This is a genomic window from Caballeronia sp. INML1, assembly GCF_023631085.1.
GTDB classification, from domain to species: domain Bacteria; phylum Pseudomonadota; class Gammaproteobacteria; order Burkholderiales; family Burkholderiaceae; genus Caballeronia; species Caballeronia turbans.
Genome location: NZ_JALQDT010000068.1, coordinates 93,903 through 111,668 on the forward strand (window position 1 = coordinate 93,903; position 17,766 = coordinate 111,668).

The 17,766-nt window shown below is 63.7% G+C and carries 16 protein-coding genes; 6 read left to right on the plus strand and 10 right to left on the minus strand.

What is annotated here, in order from left to right; translation table 11 throughout:
* Positions 1-21 precede the first annotated feature (21 nt).
* The 9 genes from NCR38_RS27860 to glcD all read right to left on the minus strand — a co-directional run bounded on the left by NCR38_RS27860 (position 22) and on the right by glcD (position 10,013).
* Entirely contained in the window at positions 22-828 is an 807-nt protein-coding gene (locus NCR38_RS27860; protein WP_061118642.1) for an ABC transporter permease, read from the minus strand.
* The gene (locus NCR38_RS27865) at positions 809-1,663 is read right to left on the minus strand and encodes an ABC transporter ATP-binding protein (protein ID WP_250477939.1); all 855 of its coding nucleotides are present in this window, start codon (positions 1,661-1,663) and stop codon (positions 809-811) included. Before NCR38_RS27865 ends, NCR38_RS27860 begins: the two co-directional genes overlap by 20 nt.
* Complete coding sequence (locus NCR38_RS27870; RefSeq protein ID WP_061118644.1) at positions 1,660-2,685, minus strand: ABC transporter substrate-binding protein; 1,026 nt, start codon at positions 2,683-2,685, stop codon at positions 1,660-1,662. The genes NCR38_RS27865 and NCR38_RS27870 overlap by 4 nt, the downstream gene beginning before the upstream one ends.
* A 109-nt stretch (positions 2,686-2,794) precedes the next feature.
* Positions 2,795-3,865 (minus strand): 3-isopropylmalate dehydrogenase, encoded by a 1,071-nt coding sequence (leuB, locus tag NCR38_RS27875; protein ID WP_250477940.1) that lies wholly within the window; start codon positions 3,863-3,865, stop codon positions 2,795-2,797.
* A gap of 37 nt (positions 3,866-3,902) precedes the next feature.
* Positions 3,903-4,499 carry a 3-isopropylmalate dehydratase small subunit gene (leuD, locus tag NCR38_RS27880; protein ID WP_061118646.1) on the minus strand — a complete coding sequence of 199 codons (597 nt, stop codon included), beginning with the start codon at positions 4,497-4,499 and terminating at the stop codon, positions 3,903-3,905.
* Between the two features lies 1 nt (position 4,500).
* Positions 4,501-5,931 carry a 3-isopropylmalate dehydratase large subunit gene (gene leuC, locus NCR38_RS27885; RefSeq protein WP_061118647.1) on the minus strand — a complete coding sequence of 477 codons (1,431 nt, stop codon included), beginning with the start codon at positions 5,929-5,931 and terminating at the stop codon, positions 4,501-4,503.
* Between the two features lie 276 nt (positions 5,932-6,207).
* Positions 6,208-7,425, minus strand: coding sequence for a glycolate oxidase subunit GlcF (gene glcF / locus NCR38_RS27890; RefSeq protein WP_250477941.1), 1,218 nt, complete (start codon positions 7,423-7,425; stop codon positions 6,208-6,210).
* A 21-nt stretch (positions 7,426-7,446) separates the two neighbouring features.
* Entirely contained in the window at positions 7,447-8,514 is a 1,068-nt protein-coding gene (gene glcE, locus NCR38_RS27895; protein ID WP_250477942.1) for a glycolate oxidase subunit GlcE, read from the minus strand.
* Positions 8,514-10,013, minus strand: coding sequence for a glycolate oxidase subunit GlcD (gene glcD, locus NCR38_RS27900; protein WP_250477943.1), 1,500 nt, complete (start codon positions 10,011-10,013; stop codon positions 8,514-8,516). The genes glcE and glcD overlap by 1 nt, the downstream gene beginning before the upstream one ends.
* A 224-nt stretch (positions 10,014-10,237) precedes the next feature.
* On the opposite strand from glcD, the gene glcC reads away from it, so the two are divergent.
* Positions 10,238-11,002, plus strand: a complete 765-nt coding sequence (gene glcC / locus NCR38_RS27905; protein WP_061118651.1) for a transcriptional regulator GlcC — start codon at positions 10,238-10,240, stop codon at positions 11,000-11,002.
* Between the two features lie 505 nt (positions 11,003-11,507).
* Here glcC and NCR38_RS27910 read toward each other — a convergent pair.
* Positions 11,508-11,882 (minus strand): hypothetical protein, encoded by a 375-nt coding sequence (locus NCR38_RS27910; RefSeq protein WP_250477944.1) that lies wholly within the window; start codon positions 11,880-11,882, stop codon positions 11,508-11,510.
* Here NCR38_RS27910 and NCR38_RS27915 point away from each other — a divergent pair.
* From NCR38_RS27915 to NCR38_RS27935, 5 genes are all read left to right on the plus strand, one after another.
* The gene (locus tag NCR38_RS27915; RefSeq protein WP_250477945.1) at positions 11,865-12,728 is read left to right on the plus strand and encodes a transglutaminase-like domain-containing protein; all 864 of its coding nucleotides are present in this window, start codon (positions 11,865-11,867) and stop codon (positions 12,726-12,728) included. The two genes, NCR38_RS27910 and NCR38_RS27915, sit on opposite strands and share 18 nt — an antisense overlap.
* 180 nt (positions 12,729-12,908) lie before the next feature.
* On the plus strand, positions 12,909-13,172 hold the full coding sequence (locus NCR38_RS27920) for a hypothetical protein (RefSeq protein WP_061118653.1): 264 nt from the start codon (positions 12,909-12,911) through the stop codon (positions 13,170-13,172).
* Positions 13,173-13,727: 555 nt separating this feature from the next.
* Complete coding sequence (locus tag NCR38_RS27925) at positions 13,728-14,768, plus strand: TRAP transporter substrate-binding protein (RefSeq protein ID WP_250477946.1); 1,041 nt, start codon at positions 13,728-13,730, stop codon at positions 14,766-14,768.
* Between the two features lie 31 nt (positions 14,769-14,799).
* Positions 14,800-16,695 (plus strand): TRAP transporter large permease subunit, encoded by a 1,896-nt coding sequence (locus NCR38_RS27930; protein WP_250477947.1) that lies wholly within the window; start codon positions 14,800-14,802, stop codon positions 16,693-16,695.
* 19 nt (positions 16,696-16,714) lie between these two features.
* Positions 16,715-17,758 carry a LacI family DNA-binding transcriptional regulator gene (locus tag NCR38_RS27935; RefSeq protein WP_061118656.1) on the plus strand — a complete coding sequence of 348 codons (1,044 nt, stop codon included), beginning with the start codon at positions 16,715-16,717 and terminating at the stop codon, positions 17,756-17,758.
* The last annotated feature ends 8 nt before the right edge of the window (positions 17,759-17,766 follow it).

The following is a 17,766-nucleotide window of genomic DNA, read 5'->3' on the forward strand; positions in this document are numbered from 1 at the left end:
ACGCATCCCATGCACTCGCGCTCAGGCGCTAGCGGCCACCGTCTGCCCGGCCACGGGGCGCCAGCGCAGCAGATAGTCTTCGATCATCGATACCGCTGTATCGAGCACGAGAGCGAACACGGTGAGCACGAGGATCCCCGCGATGACCGAGTTGATATCGAACACGCCTTCGGCCAGCAGAATCAGGTAGCCAACGCCTTTCTCCGAGCCCAGATACTCGCCCACCACGCTGCCGACGAAGGCGATGCCGATCGCGTTATGCAGGCTCGAAAACACCCAGCTCGTCGCCGATGGCAAATACACGTGCCTCATCAGTTGACGCGAGTTGGCGCCTAGCATCCGGGTGTTCGACAACACTGTCGGGCTCACCTCGCGGACACCCTGAAACACGTTGAAGAAGACCACGAAGAAGACAAGCGTTACGCCCAACGCTACTTTCGACCAGATGCCCAGTCCGAACCAAAGCGCGAAAATGGGCGCAAAGATCAATCGCGGCATCGAGTTCATTGCTTTGATGAACGGATCGAACACGACGGCCAGAAACGGGCTAAGGGCAAGCCAAAGGCCGCATCCCAATCCCAGGACCGTGCCGATTGCAAACGCAAGCATGGTCTCGAGCAGGGTCGTGTACAAATGGCGGAAGACCGAGCCCGTCACGAACCACTCGACGATGCGACGAGCCACACCTACAGGGTCTCCGAAGAAGAACGGGGACAGCCACTTCTGATAGGTGCCAAGCCACCAGAGGAACAGGACACCGATCAAAATTGCCAGCCGCGTCACCAGAACGGTGAAACGATTGTTTGGACTAAACTCGATTGCGCGCATAGCTTTTCAGAACCTCGCCTCGAAGCACGTCCCAGATCTGGGTATGCAGTTGAAGGAAACGCTGCGTCATCCGGATCTCCGACATTTCGCGCGGCCGCTCCAGATCGATCTCGAACTCGGCGATGGGTCGTGTACCGGGTCCCGCCGACAGCACGATGACCCGGTCGGAAAGCGAGATAGCCTCTTCCAAATCGTGAGTCACGAACATCACGGACTTGCGATCGCGTGACCACAGTTGCAACAGCTCGTTTTCCATCAGGTGGCGGGTCTGGATATCGAGCGCGCTGAATGGTTCGTCCATCAGAATGATGCGCGGATTGAGCGCCAGGGCTTGCGCCAAACCGGCCCGCTTGCGCATGCCGCCGGACAGCTGATGGGGGTATTTCTTCCCATGACCTTGCAGCCCCACTCGCTCGAGCCAGCCACGGGCGACACCCAGGGCTTCTTCGCGCGGCATTCCGCGAAAGACCAAGCCGATCGCAATGTTCTCTTCGGCCGTCTTCCACGGCATGAGCGCATCCACCTGAAACAGGTAGGCCGCCTGTGTATTGAGACCCTGGGTCAGCTTCTTGCCGAACACGCTCAGACTGCCGGACGAAGGCCGGGTGAGCCCGGCCGCCACGTTCAGCAGTGTCGACTTGCCGCAACCCGTGGGGCCGACAATCGAGACGAACTCTCCGTCCCTTATCGTCAAACTGCCGCCAGAAACTGCGGTGTAGGTCTGGGCATGCTTGCCATTGCCGGCAAAGGTGCAGGTCACGTTGTCGAAGCGTAACGCTTCACGCACTTCTGCCTGTCCGCTGTCGAGCGGGATGCTACATGCTGCGGTGCTCATGGCTGGACCTCCGCCGCCTTTCTGACGAACCGATTGTCATAGGTCGTGGCGAGGTCGATTTTGGCCGACGCTACCGCAGGGTCGAAGGCTGCAAGCACCTCATGCACCGTCTGCGCGCCTTTGGGGGTGATCTCCCCGTTCTGCGCGATGCAGCGGCGGCTATTCGTGAAGGCCTCGGCATAGAGCGCCTTGTTCTCGCCCAAAAACTGCGGCGGCACGTTGTCTGCGACTTGTTGCGGCGTGGCCTTGGCTATCCACTTTTCCGCGCGCACGATTGCATTGGCGACTGCCTGGACCGTCTTGGGATTCTTGTCGATGAAGTCCTGCGTCGCGAATACGCTCGACTCGGGATAGTCGGAGCCGAACACCTTCACGTTGCCGTCCGCCGTGCGCATGTTCTCGAGCGGTCTCAGGCTGCCATCCTTCGTCAGAATCGTGGCACTCGGATCATTGACGATGAGCGCATCGATCTGACCCGCACGCACCGCTGCAACGGCACCGGCCGCCTGCCCCACGCCGATGATCGACACGTCCGAAGGCTGCAGCCCCGCCTTGTGCAAGATGTAGTTGACCGCCATGTGCGTGCTGGAGCCTGGCGCGCTCACGCCGATTCGCATGCCCTTCAAATCCTTGGGCGACTTGACGTCTGTCTCGTGTTTCTGAGACACGCCAAAGATCCAGCCCGGGCAAATCACTTGTGCGGCCACCACGACGAGGTGCTGACCCTTCGTCGCCATGGTGATCGTGTTCGAATAGGCGCCCGCCACCATATCGGAGCTGCCGCCCAACAAGGCCTCCAGCGTCTTTGAACCTCCGGAAAATGCCGCGATGGTTACGTCGAGCCCTTCGTCCTTGAAGTAGCCGCGCTGCTTGGCAACGAGCATGGGCAGGTATGTGATGCCAGTCGACGCCGCTGCAATGTGCAACTCGGGCTTCTCCGGCGTGTCCTTCGCCACTGCCGTGGCTGATGCGCAAGCGAGTTCCACGGCTGCGCACAATGCAACAGCGAATTTCAGCTTCATGGTTGTCTCCTCCCTTTCTAGGGATGTTGGTGCGAACAACTGCCCTGGACGGACTGGCACTTCGTGACCGTGACGCCGAGATGGCAGCCAGCCCAAGGCGCGATCCGCCCTAAACGACTTCTTTTCGCAAGGCTTCGACCACTGCGTCACCCATGTCACGGGTGCCGACGCTTCGGGTGCCCTCCTGGTAGATGTCGGCGGTGCGGTAGCCGGCGGACAGCACTGTTCGCACGGCCTGCTCGACGCGGCCCGCAGCATCCTCCATCTCGAAGCTCTCGCGCAGCATCATCGCAAGCGACAAGATGGCGGCAAGCGGATTAGCGATGTCCTTGCCGGCAATATCCGGCGCCGAGCCGTGCACCGGCTCGTACAGCCCTTTGCGGTCGTACCCTAGCGAAGCCGAGGGCAGCATGCCGATCGATCCGGTCAACATGGCCGCAGCGTCCGACAGAATGTCGCCGAACAGATTGCCCGTAACGATCACATCGAACTGCTTGGGCCGGCGCATCAGCATCATGGCAGCGGCGTCCACGAAGAGATGGCTCAGTTCGACGTCCGGGTAGTCTCGCCCGACGCGCGTGACAGTTTCGCGCCACAACTGACTCGCCTCCAGCACGTTGGCCTTGTCCACCGAGCACAGCTTGTGGTGACGGCGACACGCGGCTCGAAAAGCCGCGTGCGCGACGCGCTCAACCTCCGACTCGGAATAACGCATCGTGTTGAAACCCACGCGCTCGCCTGCTTCGTTGGTTTCGAAGCCGCGCGGCTGACCGAAATAAGCGTCGCCATTCAGCTCACGAACGATCACGATGTCCAGTCCATCGACGACTTCCGGCCGCAGAGTGGAAGCGCCAATCAGTTCCGGGAACATATAGGCCGGACGGAAGTTCGCGTACAGTGTGAGCGCTTCGCGCAGTTGCAACAGACCGGTTCCGGGACGACGCTCGCGAGGAATGTCCGCCTCATCGGCTACGCCCACCGCACCGAAAAGGATGGCGTCAGCCTTGCGCGCCACGTCGAGCGTGGGCTCCGGAAGCGGCACGCCGTGCGCCTGGATTCCGGCCTCGCCGATGTGCGCCTCTTGAGTCTCGGCATGAGGTGCCACGACTTGCAGCACCTTGAGAGCCTGCGCCACTACTTCGGGACCGATACCATCACCGGGCATGACTGCAATCTTCATCTGAACTCCTCCAGGGTCGTTTTAGAAAGCGCGCGCCTCAATATGCGTCGGCGCGATTGCGCTCGAATGCATCAATGCGATCTCGATGCGAAAGCGTGTAATCGATCTCGTCCATGCCACGCAGCAGGCATTGCTTGGCGAAGGGCTCCATCTCGAAAGCATGCGAGGCGCCGTCGGGTAACGTCACACTCTGTGCGGGCACGTCAATGGAGATTCGGCTACCCGCCTTCGTGGTCAGGTATTCCAGAAGCGGAAGAACCACGGTCTCCGGCAGCACGATGGGAAGCAGCCCGTTCTTCAGGCAGTTGATGAAGAAGATATCGCCGAAGCTCGGGGCAATCACCGCCCGGATGCCGTAGTCGTACAGCGCCCAGACAGCGTGCTCACGCGAAGATCCGCAACCGAAGTTGTGGTTCGCCACCACGATGCGCGACTCGCGAAACGACGCCTGGTTGAGCACGAACTCAGGCTTTTCGGTGCCGTCCGGGCCAAAGCGCAGCGCACGAAAGAGAAACTGGCCGAAATCGTCGGAGCGAGGTTTTTGCAGGAAGCGCGCCGGCAGAATCTGGTCCGTATCGCAATTGATGACGACGATCGGGGCTGCGACTGCGTCGAGGTGAGTCAGGCTTTCCATCTCATGCTCCCAAGAGGCGGCGCACATCAGTCAGACGTCCCGTTACGGCAGCGGCAGCCGCCATAGCTGGACTCATCAGATGCGTGCGCACGCCCGGCCCTTGACGGCCCACGAAATTGCGATTCGAAGTGGAGGCGCAACGCTGCCCAGGCGCGGCAATATCGCCGTTGGTTGCAAGGCACATCGAACAGCCCGGGAAACGCCACTGGAAGCCGGCTTCCTTGAACACGCGGTCCAGTCCTTCCGCCTCGGCTTGCGCTCGTACCTCATGCGAGCCCGGCACCACCCATGCCTCGACGCCAGATGCGACATGGCGGCCCCGCGCGACCTCGGCCGCGCTGCGCATATCCTCGATGCGCCCGTTCGTGCACGAACCGATGAAGACCCGGTCGATCGCAACGCCTTCCAGCGCCTCGTTCGGGGCTAATCCCATGTAGTCGAGCGCCGTCGACATGGCAGCGCGCAGATCGGGGTCCGCCTGCAGCGCGGGATCGGGAACACGCCGGTCGATGGCGCAGGCATATTCGGGTGTTGTGCCCCAGGTCACCATCGGGGCGATCCCGGCGACGTCGATATGCACCTCCCGGTCGAACGTTGCATCGGGGTCGGTGAACAAGGTGCGCCAGTGCGCCATCGCGCGGTCCCACTCTTCGCCCTTCGGCGCGAAGGGACGACCGGCCAGATACGCGAAGGTGGTGTCGTCTGGCGCGATCATGCCGGCGCGACCGCCGGCCTCGATGCTCATGTTGCAGAGCGTCAGCCGAGCTTCCACCGAGAGACCGGCGATCGCGGAGCCCCTGTACTCGATGACATGCCCCACGGCGCCAGCCACGCCGATGCGCGCGATGACGGCGAGGATCAGGTCCTTGGCGGTGACACCCGGGCCCGGCGTGCCGTCGAAGGTGACGCGCATGTTGCTCGACTTGCGTTGCCACAGGCATTGCGTGGCGAGCACATGAGCCACCTCGGTTGCGCCGATACCGAACGCGAGCGCGCCCATCGCCCCGTGTGTCGACGTGTGACTGTCGGCGCAGACGACGGTCATGCCAGGCAAACTCAACCCCTGCTCGGGCCCGACCACGTGAACGATGCCGCGACGCGAATCGTCCATGTCGAACAAGGTGATGTTCGACGCGGCTGCGTCACGCTGCAGGGCCACGATCATGGCGCGCCGCTCGGGGTCGGTCACCGCCGACATGTCGTTTGCCGCGCTGGAAACGTAGTGGTCCGCCGTACCGAAGATTCGCTCAGGCGACCGTGGCTTGAGCCCGCGCTCGCGCAACAGATCGAATGATTGCGCGGTGACGTCATGAATAAAATGCCGATCGATGAACAGCAGGTCCTGCCCGTCGTCGCGCGACATCACCCGGTGACTATTCCAGATCTTGTCGTAAAGAGTCTGTGGACCGCCCACCCCTTGTTCGAGTTGCATCGCTTCGTCTCACTCCGTCAATGCGCCGATCGCGAAGGCACGCCTTCGTTCGGCGAGTCAATGTTGTGAGAGCATGATGCGCCTGACAAGCCGCTTTGTACGTGCTTTTTGGGAAAGGCACCATCGTCAAACGCGATGACGAAGCGGCGTCGCCGTCGACCGGAAAGCGGATTCGAGAAACCCGCTCTGCGACTTCGCGCGGAATCAGACCGTGAAGCGCCGCGCAAAGGGACGTGGAAACTGTTTTATCGATATGCGCTGAGCCTTTCGGTGTCTTCACCGAAGCGCATCTTCCACCAGCTCGATCCAGTGCCGCACGCCGGTACGCCCCGCGCCCGCGAGATGCGTCTGGCACCCGATATTCGCCGTGACGATCATTTCAGGCGCTTCGCTTTCGAGCGCGTCCATCTTGCGCTCGCGCAGTTGCGTCGATAGCGCCGGCTGCGTGATCGAATACGTTCCGGCCGAGCCGCAGCACAGATGCGCATCGGGCACGGCGGTCAGGTCGTAGCCGAGGCGTGTCAGGATCGACTCCACTGCGCCGCCGAGTTTCTGCGCGTGCTGGAGCGTGCAAGGACAATGAAACGCGATGCGCTTACGGTCGGTGGATCTGAGCGCGTCGAGCGGTTCTTTGCGCATCACTTCGACGAGATCGAGCGCGAGTTCACTGACGCGCGCGGCTTTCGCCGCATACGTCGGATCGCCCCGCAACAAATGGCCGTATTCCTTCACGAACGCCCCGCAACCGCTCGCGGTCTGCACGATCGCTTCCGCACCCGCTTCGATGGCGGGCCACCATGCGTCGATGTTGCGCCGCGCGCGCATCAGACCTGCCTCCTGTGCGTTCAGGTGATAGTCGGTCGCGCCACAGCAGCCGGCCTGCGGCGCACCGATCACGCTGATCCCGAGCCGATCCAGCACGCGCGCGGCCGCTGCGTTCGTATTCGGCGACAGCGACGGCTGCACGCATCCCTCCAGCATGAGCACACGACGCGCATGCCGCGCGCCCGGCCGCACCTTGGCCGCGGTCGCGCGTGCAGGAATCTTTTGTCGCAAAGCGCTCGGCAGAACGGGACGCGCGAGACGGCCAGCCTTCAGCAAGGTATCGAACACGGCAGGACGCGTAATCGCGTGACGCAATCCGTTGCGCAGCAAGCGTTCGCCGGCGGGCCGCTGAACGCGACGCTCCAGTTCCCCGCGGCCGATGTCGAGCAGCGCGTGATAGGTGACGCCCGAAGGACACGTCGTTTCGCAATTTCGGCACGTCAGGCAGCGGTCGAGATGCAGCTGCGTCTTCTGCGTGACCGGCTCGCCTTCCAGCATCTGCTTGATGAGATAGATGCGCCCGCGCGGACCATCGAGTTCATTACCCAACAACTGATAGGTCGGGCAGGTGGCATTGCAGAACCCGCAATGGACGCACGAACGCAGAATGTCTTCCGCTTCCTTCGCGCGCGCGAGCGTCTTCGCTTCGTCGCTGAGATTCGTTTGCATGGCTTGTGCGTGTCGATGGCGTCAGTAGTCGGCGTACATCCGGCCCGGATTGAACACACGGTGCGGATCGAGGCGTTGCTTCAGTTGCGTGTGAAAGCGCATCAGCGCTGCGGGGATCGGCTGGAACGGCTCGGGCGTCACGCCCGGAACGAAACACGTCGCATGGCCGGCCGCCGCACTCGCAATACCTCGAATGACGTCCGCGCTCGCTTCGCTCTTGAGCCAGCGTTGCGCGCCCCCCCAGTCGATGATGGCGTCGCCGGGCAGCGCGGCGAGCGGCGTTGCATTCGGCAAGGACAGGCGCCAGAGCGGACGATCATCCTCGAAGAAGGCGAGACGATGTTCGCGAAGGGATGTCCAGAAATCGTCATCCAGATGCTCTCCACCGATGCGATCCGCCGCGGCGCGCACCGAACCCGCGCCGCCTTCGAGGCGAACGTGCAGCCGGCCATCGACATGACAGGCGCCGCTCACGGGCAATGCCGCCTTTCGCCAGGAAGAAAGCTCACGCATTGCTTCGGAGGCTTCCAGTGCGAGCGAGAGACAGCGCGTTTCACGCGGCTTGGGCAGAACCTTCATCGATACTTCGGTGATCAGCCCGAGACAGCCGAAGCTGCCGCTCATCAAACGCGACACGTCGTAACCCGCGACGTTCTTCATCACCTGCCCGCCGAAGCGCAGATGCCTGCCTTCGCCGGTAACGATGCGGCATCCCAGAACGAAATCGCGCACCGAACCCGCCCACGGACGGCGCGGACCCGACAGACCCGCTGCGACCACGCCGCCTATCGTCGCCGCTTCGCCGAATGTCGGCGGCTCGCACGGAAGCATCTGGCCGGCTTCGTCGAGGATCGCGTTCATTTCGGCGAGCGGTGTGCCTGCGCGCGCGGTGATCACGAGTTCGCTCGGGTCGTAGCTGACGATGCCGCGATGCGAGCGCGTGTCGATCTCTTCGCCTCGCACCTGCCTGCCGAGGAATGCCTTGCTGTCGCCGCCGCGAATGCGCAACGGCTGGCGGCGTGCGATCGCGCACTGCACCTGATCGACGAGACGCGCGCTGTCGTCGATGGAAATGAGGTCGCGTCGCATCAGAAGCGCTCCAGTTCGGGATGCGGCAATGCGCCGTGATGCACGTGCATCGAGCCGAACTCGGCGCAGCGATGCAGCGTCGGCACGTTCTTGCCCGGGTTCAAAAGCCCCGATGGATCGAATGCGGCTTTGACGGCATGGAAGAACGTCAGTTCGTCGCTGTTGAACTGCGCGCACATCTGGTTGATCTTCTCGCGTCCGACACCGTGTTCGCCCGTGATGCTGCCGCCTGCTTCGACGCACAGTTCGAGAATGCGTGCCCCGATCGCTTCTGCGCGGTCCATCTCGCCCGCAGCGTTGGCATCGAAGAGAATGAGCGGATGCATGTTGCCATCGCCGGCGTGGAATACGTTCGCGACGCGCAGCCCGTATTGCGCCGAGAGGTCCGCGATCCCGCGCAGCACGCGCGACAGTTCACGGCGCGGAATCGTGCCGTCCATGCAGTAGTAATCGGGCGAGATGCGGCCGACTGCGGGAAACGCGTTCTTGCGGCCCGCCCAGAAGCGTTGCCGCTCGGCTTCGTTGGCGGCGAGGCGGATGTCGGTCGCGCCCGCAGTGCGCAGCAGGGCTTCGACGCGTGCGCAGTCTTCCTCGACGTCGGACTCTGCGCCATCGACTTCGCAGAGCAGCAGCGCTTCGGCATCGACGGGATAGCCCGCGTGAATGAAATCTTCGGCCGCGCGGATCGCAAGGTTGTCCATCATTTCCAGGCCGCCGGGAATCACGCCCGCGGCGATGATCTTCGCGACGGCGTTGCCCGCCTTCTCGATATCGTCGAAGCTGGCGAGCAGGACTTTCGCGCTCTGCGGCTTCGTCAGGAGCTTGACCGTGACCTCGACCACAACGCCCAGCATGCCTTCCGAACCGGTGATGAGCGCGAGCAGATCGAAGCCGGGCGCGTCGAGCGCTTCGGAGCCGAGTGTGAGGCGCTCGCCGTCGATCGTTACGATCTCCACGCGCAGGATGTTGTGCACCGTGAGTCCGTACTTGAGGCAATGCACGCCGCCCGCGTTTTCCGCGACATTGCCGCCGATCGAGCACGCGATCTGCGACGAAGGATCGGGCGCGTAGTAGAGCCCGTGCGGCGCGGCGGCCTGCGAAATGGCGAGATTGCGCACGCCCGGCTGCACGCGGGCGATGCCCGCTTCGGCATCGACTTCGAGAATGCGGCTGAAGCGCGCCATCACCAGCAGGATGCCTTTCTCAAGCGGCAGCGCCCCGCCGGACAGTCCGGTGCCTGCGCCGCGCGCGACAACGGGAATGTCGTGCGCGTTCGCGTACTTCAACAAGGCCTGGACTTCGTCGATGGTATCGGGCAGCGCAACCAGCATCGGCGTGATGCGGTACGCGGAAAGGCCATCGCACTCGAAAGGCCGCAGATCTTCTTGCGCGTGCAGGAGTTGCAGATCGGGAAGCAGTGCCCGCAGATCGCGCACGATCCGGGCCTTGTCGTGGTCGCGCAGCGGGCCGTCGAGCTTCTCGTCGTAAGCGTAGGACATGCGGTGTCTCCGGTGGGGCGAGGGCTCGTTCCAATGTGTGTTTTTTCTGCGATTTTTCCGGTTCGAGCCAGTCATGTCGATGGTTTTTGCACTGGTAATACCAGTTTATAAAGCGACTTGACCGGTCCGAAAAGTTCCAGATGCAATTCCGAAGCGCTCCACGGTTCCGTCCAATGCTTGAGGGCGTGCTACGATCGAAAGCTGGTAATACCAGTGATCGAGCCATGAAAGACACGGAACCGAGCAAAAGGAAATTGGCGGATGTCGTCGTCGAGCGCATCGAGGCACTGATCGTCGATGGCGTGCTGAAGGTCGGGCAGGCGCTGCCTTCCGAGCGCCGCTTGACGGAAAAGCTCGGCGTGTCGCGAACCGCGCTGCGCGAAGGGCTGAAGGTTTTGCGCGCCAGGGGACTGATCGAAACCGCGCAAGGCAAGGGATCGGTCGTCGCAAGGTTGACGGCGGAGCCTGCGCAGACGCCGATGATGCATCTGCTCGGATCGCAACCGCGCACGCTTTACGACCTGCTGGAAGTGCGCGAGATGCTCGAAGCGGAGGCTGCGCGCCTCGCGGCGCTGCGCGCAACGGCCGCCGATCTCATCATGATCCGCCGGCGCTATGAAGAACTGGTGGCCGCCGATCCGCGCGACACCGATGCATCGACGCACGCACGGCTGGATCATGCCTTTCACCTTGCGATTTGCGAAGCGTCGCACAACCCCGTGCTCGTGCATACGCTCGGTATGCTGAACGATCTGATGCTGAGTTCGGTGTTCGCGTCGGTGAACAATCTCTATCACCGTGAGCCGCAGAAGCGCGTGATCGACAGGCAGCACGCCCGGCTATACAACGCGGTCACGGGCAAGCTGCCGGAGCAGGCGCGCAGGGCGGCAAGCTCGCATATCAAGAGCGTGCGCGAGAGTCTCGCGGAGATCGAGCAGGAGGAGGAGCGGCTCGTGCGGTCTACGCTGCGCCTGGAAGGCTGGGCCTGAGCCAAGCGGGCGCTCATGGCGTTATTCACCCGCGCCTCGCTCGTCAATGCGACCGGCGAAGGGAGCGCGATAGCATGCAATTGGCCGACAGCGAATCCGACCCACGCGCGGTGTTGACAGTATCCGGCCGGCTCGGCGGGTCAGGGTAGCAGCCTCGGCGGTCCGCACGTGTCTTTCGGAACCGGACCACCGTCGGCGAGCGCCACGCCCGCCTTACGTGTCGCGCTCCAAACGACATTGCGCCGCAACTTGTCGGGCGTGAGCCACCATCTAGCGTCCTGTATCCCTCCCCCGCCAAAACTCCGCACATCGGCTCGCGCCCTGCTGACCGACCTCTCCCTGTTTTGCTTCCCGTACACGCAGCGATTGGCGCGCAATGTGCAGTGCTTTCGGCAACGCCCGGCAGCCGGCATATGGAGCAGTCGGGGCAAGCCTTAAGCGAGTCGGCAGGTTCCGTACTCGCCCGAATCGTGGGGATCGTATGGCCGGGCGATTGCATCATCGATTATTGTGCAGCCTCGTTGCTTTCGCGGCGATCGTCAGCGTTTGTGCTTCGCGCAGCGAGCCGCCTTTGCCGACGATCCAGAGCGGCGCGATCGTTCGACCCGTCGTAGCAGTCGTCGATTCCTTGCCTCCCGTGGAAGCGGTTCTCCCGGCTGTCGCGCCACCCGAACCCGGCCGCGAGAATGGTTCCGAAGCGGCGCAAGAGGCATTCGATCTCGGCATCGAACGGCTGCGCAGCGCGACGTGGTGGGAAGCGAACCGCAAGCTGCGGCCTCAGCTTGCGCAGGTCGGCGACCTGATGTTCATCGCAAAGTTGCCCGAAGGCGAAATGGGACAGTCCGCCGAAGGCGCATCGCGCGTGCAGCGTCTGCGCCACGCGATGCGCGCGCATCAACAACGCAAGCCCGCAGGCTGGAACCGGCTGGTGACGCAGGTGCGCGACGCGCGCGCGAACGCGGGTGACTACCCTGCGCTGATGTTAGCCAACGCCTTGATCAATGAAATCCGCTATCGCGACGGCACCGACGGCAGCTACTACCCGCCCGCGCGCTTCTTCGCCGAGAGCGGCGTCTGCAAGGACTTTGCGGTCGCCAAGTACCTGCTGCTGCGTGAAGCGGGCTTCGACGCGTCGCAGTTGCGCCTCGTCTCTCTGGCGCCGCGCTACAACAATACGCCCGACGACTGGCACGTGATGCTCGTCGTACAGGCCGATGGCATGGCTGCACCGGTCGCACTGGACTCGCCGGCGCCTTTCGTGCGCAAGGGCAACGGCGATCCGTCCGACGCAGCGCCCGCCGATACGGTCGCCGCCGCTGAAAACGCCAGCAAGTCTGATCCGCAGGCCGGCCCGTCTGCGCGGTTAGCGGCGATCCTCGCCGGCCGCAAGACCGCCGACGCAGTGCTGCGCGCGCCCGTGGGGCCCGTGGTGGCGACACTCGACGCGTCCGGGCAGGCGGAGCGCCCGCTTGCCGTCGTCTTCAACGAACGAGGGAGCCTGTCATTCGAGCGCGAAGCGCCTGTGCGCATGCACCGGTCGACCGCCTCCAGGCGGCGCGGCGCCCGGTCGATCGTCGCGGACGATGCAGGCCGATCGTGGAGCGTAGATTCTTCGGGCGTATTTCCGAAGTGGCAATTGACGCATGCGGCCGGCGCTGCGCCTTTGGCGGACGCGCTTGAACCGGATCTGGGCCGGATCGACGTGCGCATCAGCACGGCCGGTTAGCAAGCTCACATCATTCCGGTTACACGTCTACCCCGCGCGGTGATGAGCGCTTCACGCGCGCCCGCTCCTGGCGAGTAGCGAGGCCTTCGATCCGACAGAAAACGGCAGACTGACGACTGCGTGAAAAGTATCATTACGCAGCGCAGGGACGCTTTTCGCCAACACTGCCGAGGAGATCGCATGACAATTCATCACTTCTCCGAGTTCTCATGGGACGAGCAGGAAGACGTCAAAGCCGTGCTTGCCAGCAAAGGCCTCGACCCGCGCGATTTCGAGATCACGGACAACGACGACGTTTCTGCGGGCGCCCGGAACGGAATGACCCGGCAAGTCTCAGTAGTGCGGCTCACTAACGGCAAGCGGGCGATCTACGACACGGATCACTTCGCCACCTGGCTCACCGATTTCGCCGAGGCTCTGGAGGCGGGCGAGTTCGACGACTGAGCGGCCCTTGCACGGCGCGGTCTCCCGCTACCGTTGCGAAGTAGCCGTGCATATCGCATCGTCGATGGTCCGCGGCATCCGCCAGTCGAGGCTCGAGTTGCCCGGCCACAGCGACGAGCCCTGATGCTGGTCGCGACCGCGCCGCCTCAGTGTGCGTGACTCTCGACAGCACAACCCCGAAGTCGAGTGGACGCTGCATGATCTGCGCGTGGCGTCGTGAATCTTCCGGCTAACGCGTCGGCGAAAAAACATTCGCTGCGCATTGCGGCCGTTCCCGATCAAGTGTGGAGCGGGAACGCTACGAAATCGAAACATACCGTGGCGGGCTGCATGTCGAAATCGACGAACCCGACTGCGCTTCTCATTGCAACGCTGTAGGCGGCAACGGCCTGCGCTCAAATCCACCAACCGACCTGAACGCGGGTATACGCCCATATGATCCCGCCACTCCACCATTTACTGTATCGATACACTAAATCGATACAGTCGCGCACTCCCGTCGTGTCGCGCTGAACATTTCGCCCGCGCCCAAAGCGGCACCCAGGAGACAACACCATGCAATCCGATTCCCGCATTTCCCGGCGACGTTTCCTCCAGACGGCGTCCGCGACGACGCTCGCGGCAGCAAGCGTGGGCTTTCCCGCGATCGTGCGCGCCCAGCCCGCCGCCACGCTGCGGTTGTCGTCCTCGATGCCGCCGAACGAAAACGCCGCGCACTACGTCTGGTATCAGAACCTCGCGGCGAACCTGAAGGCGAGTGTCGGCGATCAGATTCGCATCGACTATTTCCCGAACAATCAGCTCGGCAAGGAAAGCGACGTCGTCCAGCAGGTGAAGGTCGGCGCGGTCGACATGATGGTTACCGGCTCCTCGATCTGGGCGACCGTGCTGCCGGAACTCGGCATGCTCGATCTCGGCTACGTGTTCGATAACTTCGATCACGTCGGCCGCGCAATGGACGGCACCGTCGGCAAGTCGTTCGACACGCTGCTGCAACAGCGCGCGGGCTGCTCGGTCGTGACGTGGGGCTATTCCTTCGGCGCGCGCAACGTGTTCACCAAGAAGCCCATGCAATCGCTCGTCGATATCAAGGGCGTCAAGCTGCGCGTGCTGCCCACGCCCGCCTTCATGGAAACCTTCAAGCTGATGGGCGCGGTGCCGACGCCGATTCCCATCGGCGAGCTGTATATGGCGGCGCAGACGGGCGTTGTCGATGGTTTCGAACACGATTGCGCGACCGTGCTCGCGAGCAAGTACGACGAAGTCGTCAAGTCGTGCTGGCAGACGCAGCACGTTTTCAGCCCGCTCGTCGTCGTGATGGGCCGCCGCGCGCTCGCCAAGATTCCCGAGAATCTGCGGCCCGCCTTCCAGAAAGCGGCGCAGGACGCGACCGCGAAGCAGCGCGTCGCCGCCATTCAGACCGCCGCCAGCGCCGAGCAGGAACTGAAAAAGAAGGGCATGACCTTCTATCCCATGTCGAAGGCCGATCGCGATACCACACGCGCCGAGATGCAGTCGCACTTGTACGCGAGCTTCTCGAAGCAATACCCGGCGACCGCGCCGCTTTTCACCGCCATCGCCGCCGCGCGCGGTTGATCGAGCCAACGACGCTGACGAGGCCGACACCATGACCACTTTCTCCGCGACGCCCGGACCGGAGGCGCAACTCGCCGCGCCCGGTTTCGGCCATGAGACCGTGCTCGCGCGCGGCCTCGTGCGCCTCATGCACTGGATCGAATACTTCTGCGCAGCCGTGCTCGCGGCGGATGTGATCGTGGTGTTCCTCTCCGTGATCTATCGCTACTTTCTGCACGATCCGTTCGACTGGGCGGAGGAAGTCGCCGGCGCGCTGATGATCGTGCTGGTGTTCTTCGGCGCGGCCACCGTGCTCGGACGCAGCCAGCATGTCGGCGTCGATCTGTTTCGCGGCATGTTGCCCCGGCGCTGGCAAAGCGCGCTCGTGCATGTCGGGCATTGGGTGATCGCGGGTGTCGCGGGCAATCTGTGCATGTCGTCCTGCCTGCTGCTGGTCGATTCTTACGGCCAGATGACGCCGAGCGGCCTGCCCGCCTGGATCAACGTGTATCCACTCGTGATCGGCAGCGTGTTCATGACGGTGTTCGCGCTCGCCAACGCGCTGAACGGCGCGCGCAAGACCGTGCTCGGCACGCTGCTCGGCTGCATGCTGGTCGCGGCCGCCGTGTTCGCGTGGAACGCCTTCGTGCCGGGTCACGCGCTCAAGCCGGGCTTTCTGCTGATGGCCGGTTTCATCGGCGGACTCGTGCTCGGCGTGCCGATCGGCTTCGTGCTCGCGTTCTCCGCGCTCCTGTACTTCCTCGCCGAACCGTCCCTGCCGATGCTCGTCTACTCGCAGCAAGTGATGGCCGGCACCGACCACTTCGTGCTGCTCGCCATTCCCTTCTTCGTGCTGGCCGGCTTGCTGATGGAAACCAACGGCATGTCGTCGCGCCTGATCGAGCTCTTGCTGCGCATGTTCGGGCGCGTGCGCGGCGGACTCGGCCTCATCACGATCATGGCGACTGCATTCTTCTCCGGCGTGTCGGGCTCGAAGCTCGCGGATATCGCGGCGGTCGGCGGCGTCGTGATGCCCGCCGTGCGTCAGAGCAAGGAAGATCCGAACGAAGCGGCGGCCCTGCTCGCCTGCAGCGCCGTGATGGCGGAAACCATTCCGCCATGCGTGAACATGATCATCATGGGCTTCGTCGCGAATATTTCGATCGCGGGGCTGTTTCTCGCGGGCGTCGTGCCTGCGGCGGTGCTGGCGGTGGCGCTCGCTATCGTCGCGGTGATCTTCGGGCGCCGCATCAATCTCGCCGATGCGCTCACCAACCCGCGCGCATGGCTGCCGCTTGCCGGCGGCGCGCTCGTCGCGCTCGTGATGATCACGATGATCGGCAAGGGCGTGACCTCGGGTATCGCGACTTCGACGGAAGTGTCCGCGTTCGCCGTGGTGTATGCACTCATCGTCGGCTGGCTGGCGTTTCGCGAGCTCACGCCGAAGTCGGTCGCACGCGTGTTCGTGCGCTCGGCGTCGATGGCGAGCAGCATTCTGTTCATCGTGGCGGCGGCGTCGAGCGTGTCGTTCGCGCTGACCGTCGAGCAGATTCCCGCGCTCGTATCCGATTCGATGATCGCGTTCGCGCATCAATACGGCCCGACCACGTTCCTGCTGCTGTCCGTGCTGATCATGATCGTGTTCGGCGCGGTGCTGGAAGGCGCGCCCGCGCTCATCATCTTCGGGCCGCTGCTCACACCGATCGCGACGCAGCTCGGCATCAACCCGCTGCATTTCGGCACGGTGATCGTCGTCGCGATGGGCCTCGGTCTCTTCGCGCCGCCGGTCGGGCTCGGGCTCTTCGCGACCTGCGCCATCACCGGCACGGAAATGAAAGCCGTGGCGCGTCCTATGCTCAAATACCTGCTGGTGCTTTTCGTCGCACTGGTGGTGCTGATTCTGGTGCCGTCGTTCTCGTTGTGGTTGCCGACCCGGCTCGGCCTGTAGCCGGCAGATGTAAAAGCTTATGAGCACCATTCAGGATGTCGCCCGCGAGGCCCGCGTTTCCGTGAGCACGGTATCGAACGTGCTGAACGGCCGCACCGACCAGATGCGCCAGGAAACGCTCGCACGCGTGCAGGCCGCGATGAACGCGCTGCAATATCGTCCGAGCACGCTCGCGCGGCAGCTCAAGACGGGGCAGACGCCGCTGATCGGATTGCTGGTGCCGTCGATCGCCAATCCCATGTACGGCTATATCGCGCGCGAGGTCGAAACCTACGCACAGGAGCGATACGGCTATCGGGTGATGATCGGCAATACGTATCGCGATCCGGCGAAGGAAGCATCGTTCTTCGAGGATCTGCTCTCGCAGGGCGTGCGGCGCGTGATCGTGATTTCGTCGCTGGCGAACGAGCGGCATCTGGAAACCGCCGTCGAGCGCGGCATGGTCGTCGTGAGCTACGACCGTCGCGCGACCGAAGGCGAGACGACGCGCGTCGAGCACGTCACGCCGGACAACTTCGAAGCCGCGCGAATCGCGACGCGGCATCTGATCGCGCACGGCCACACGCGGCTCGCCTTCGCCACGCTGACCGGCGTGACGATGAGCCGCCGTGACAAGATCGACGGCTTTTTATCGGCGGCGACCGATGCGGGTCTCGCGAAGACGGCGCATGTCCTCGACAGCGGCCCGGTGAACGAATACGGCGATTCGATGATCGCCGAAAACGGCCGCGCGCTCGCGCGTCTGCTCGCGCAGGACGGCGCGCGTCCGACCGGCATCGTCGCCGTCAACGATCTGATGGCGCTCGGTCTCATGGCGGGCTTGCGCGAATGCGGTCTGCGCGTGCCGGAAGACGTGTCGATTGTCGGCATGGACGGACATTTTCTCGCGGCGATTTCCAACCCCGCGCTCACGACCGTGCAGCTTCCGGTGCCGGCGATGGCCGCCGCGATGGTCGAGCGCGCGATGCGTCCGCACGACGAACCCATGCCCGCATCGGAGCAGGCGCTTTTCACGGACATTACGCTCGTGGAGCGCGAATCCGTCGCCCGGCCCGCGAAATAAATCAGGAC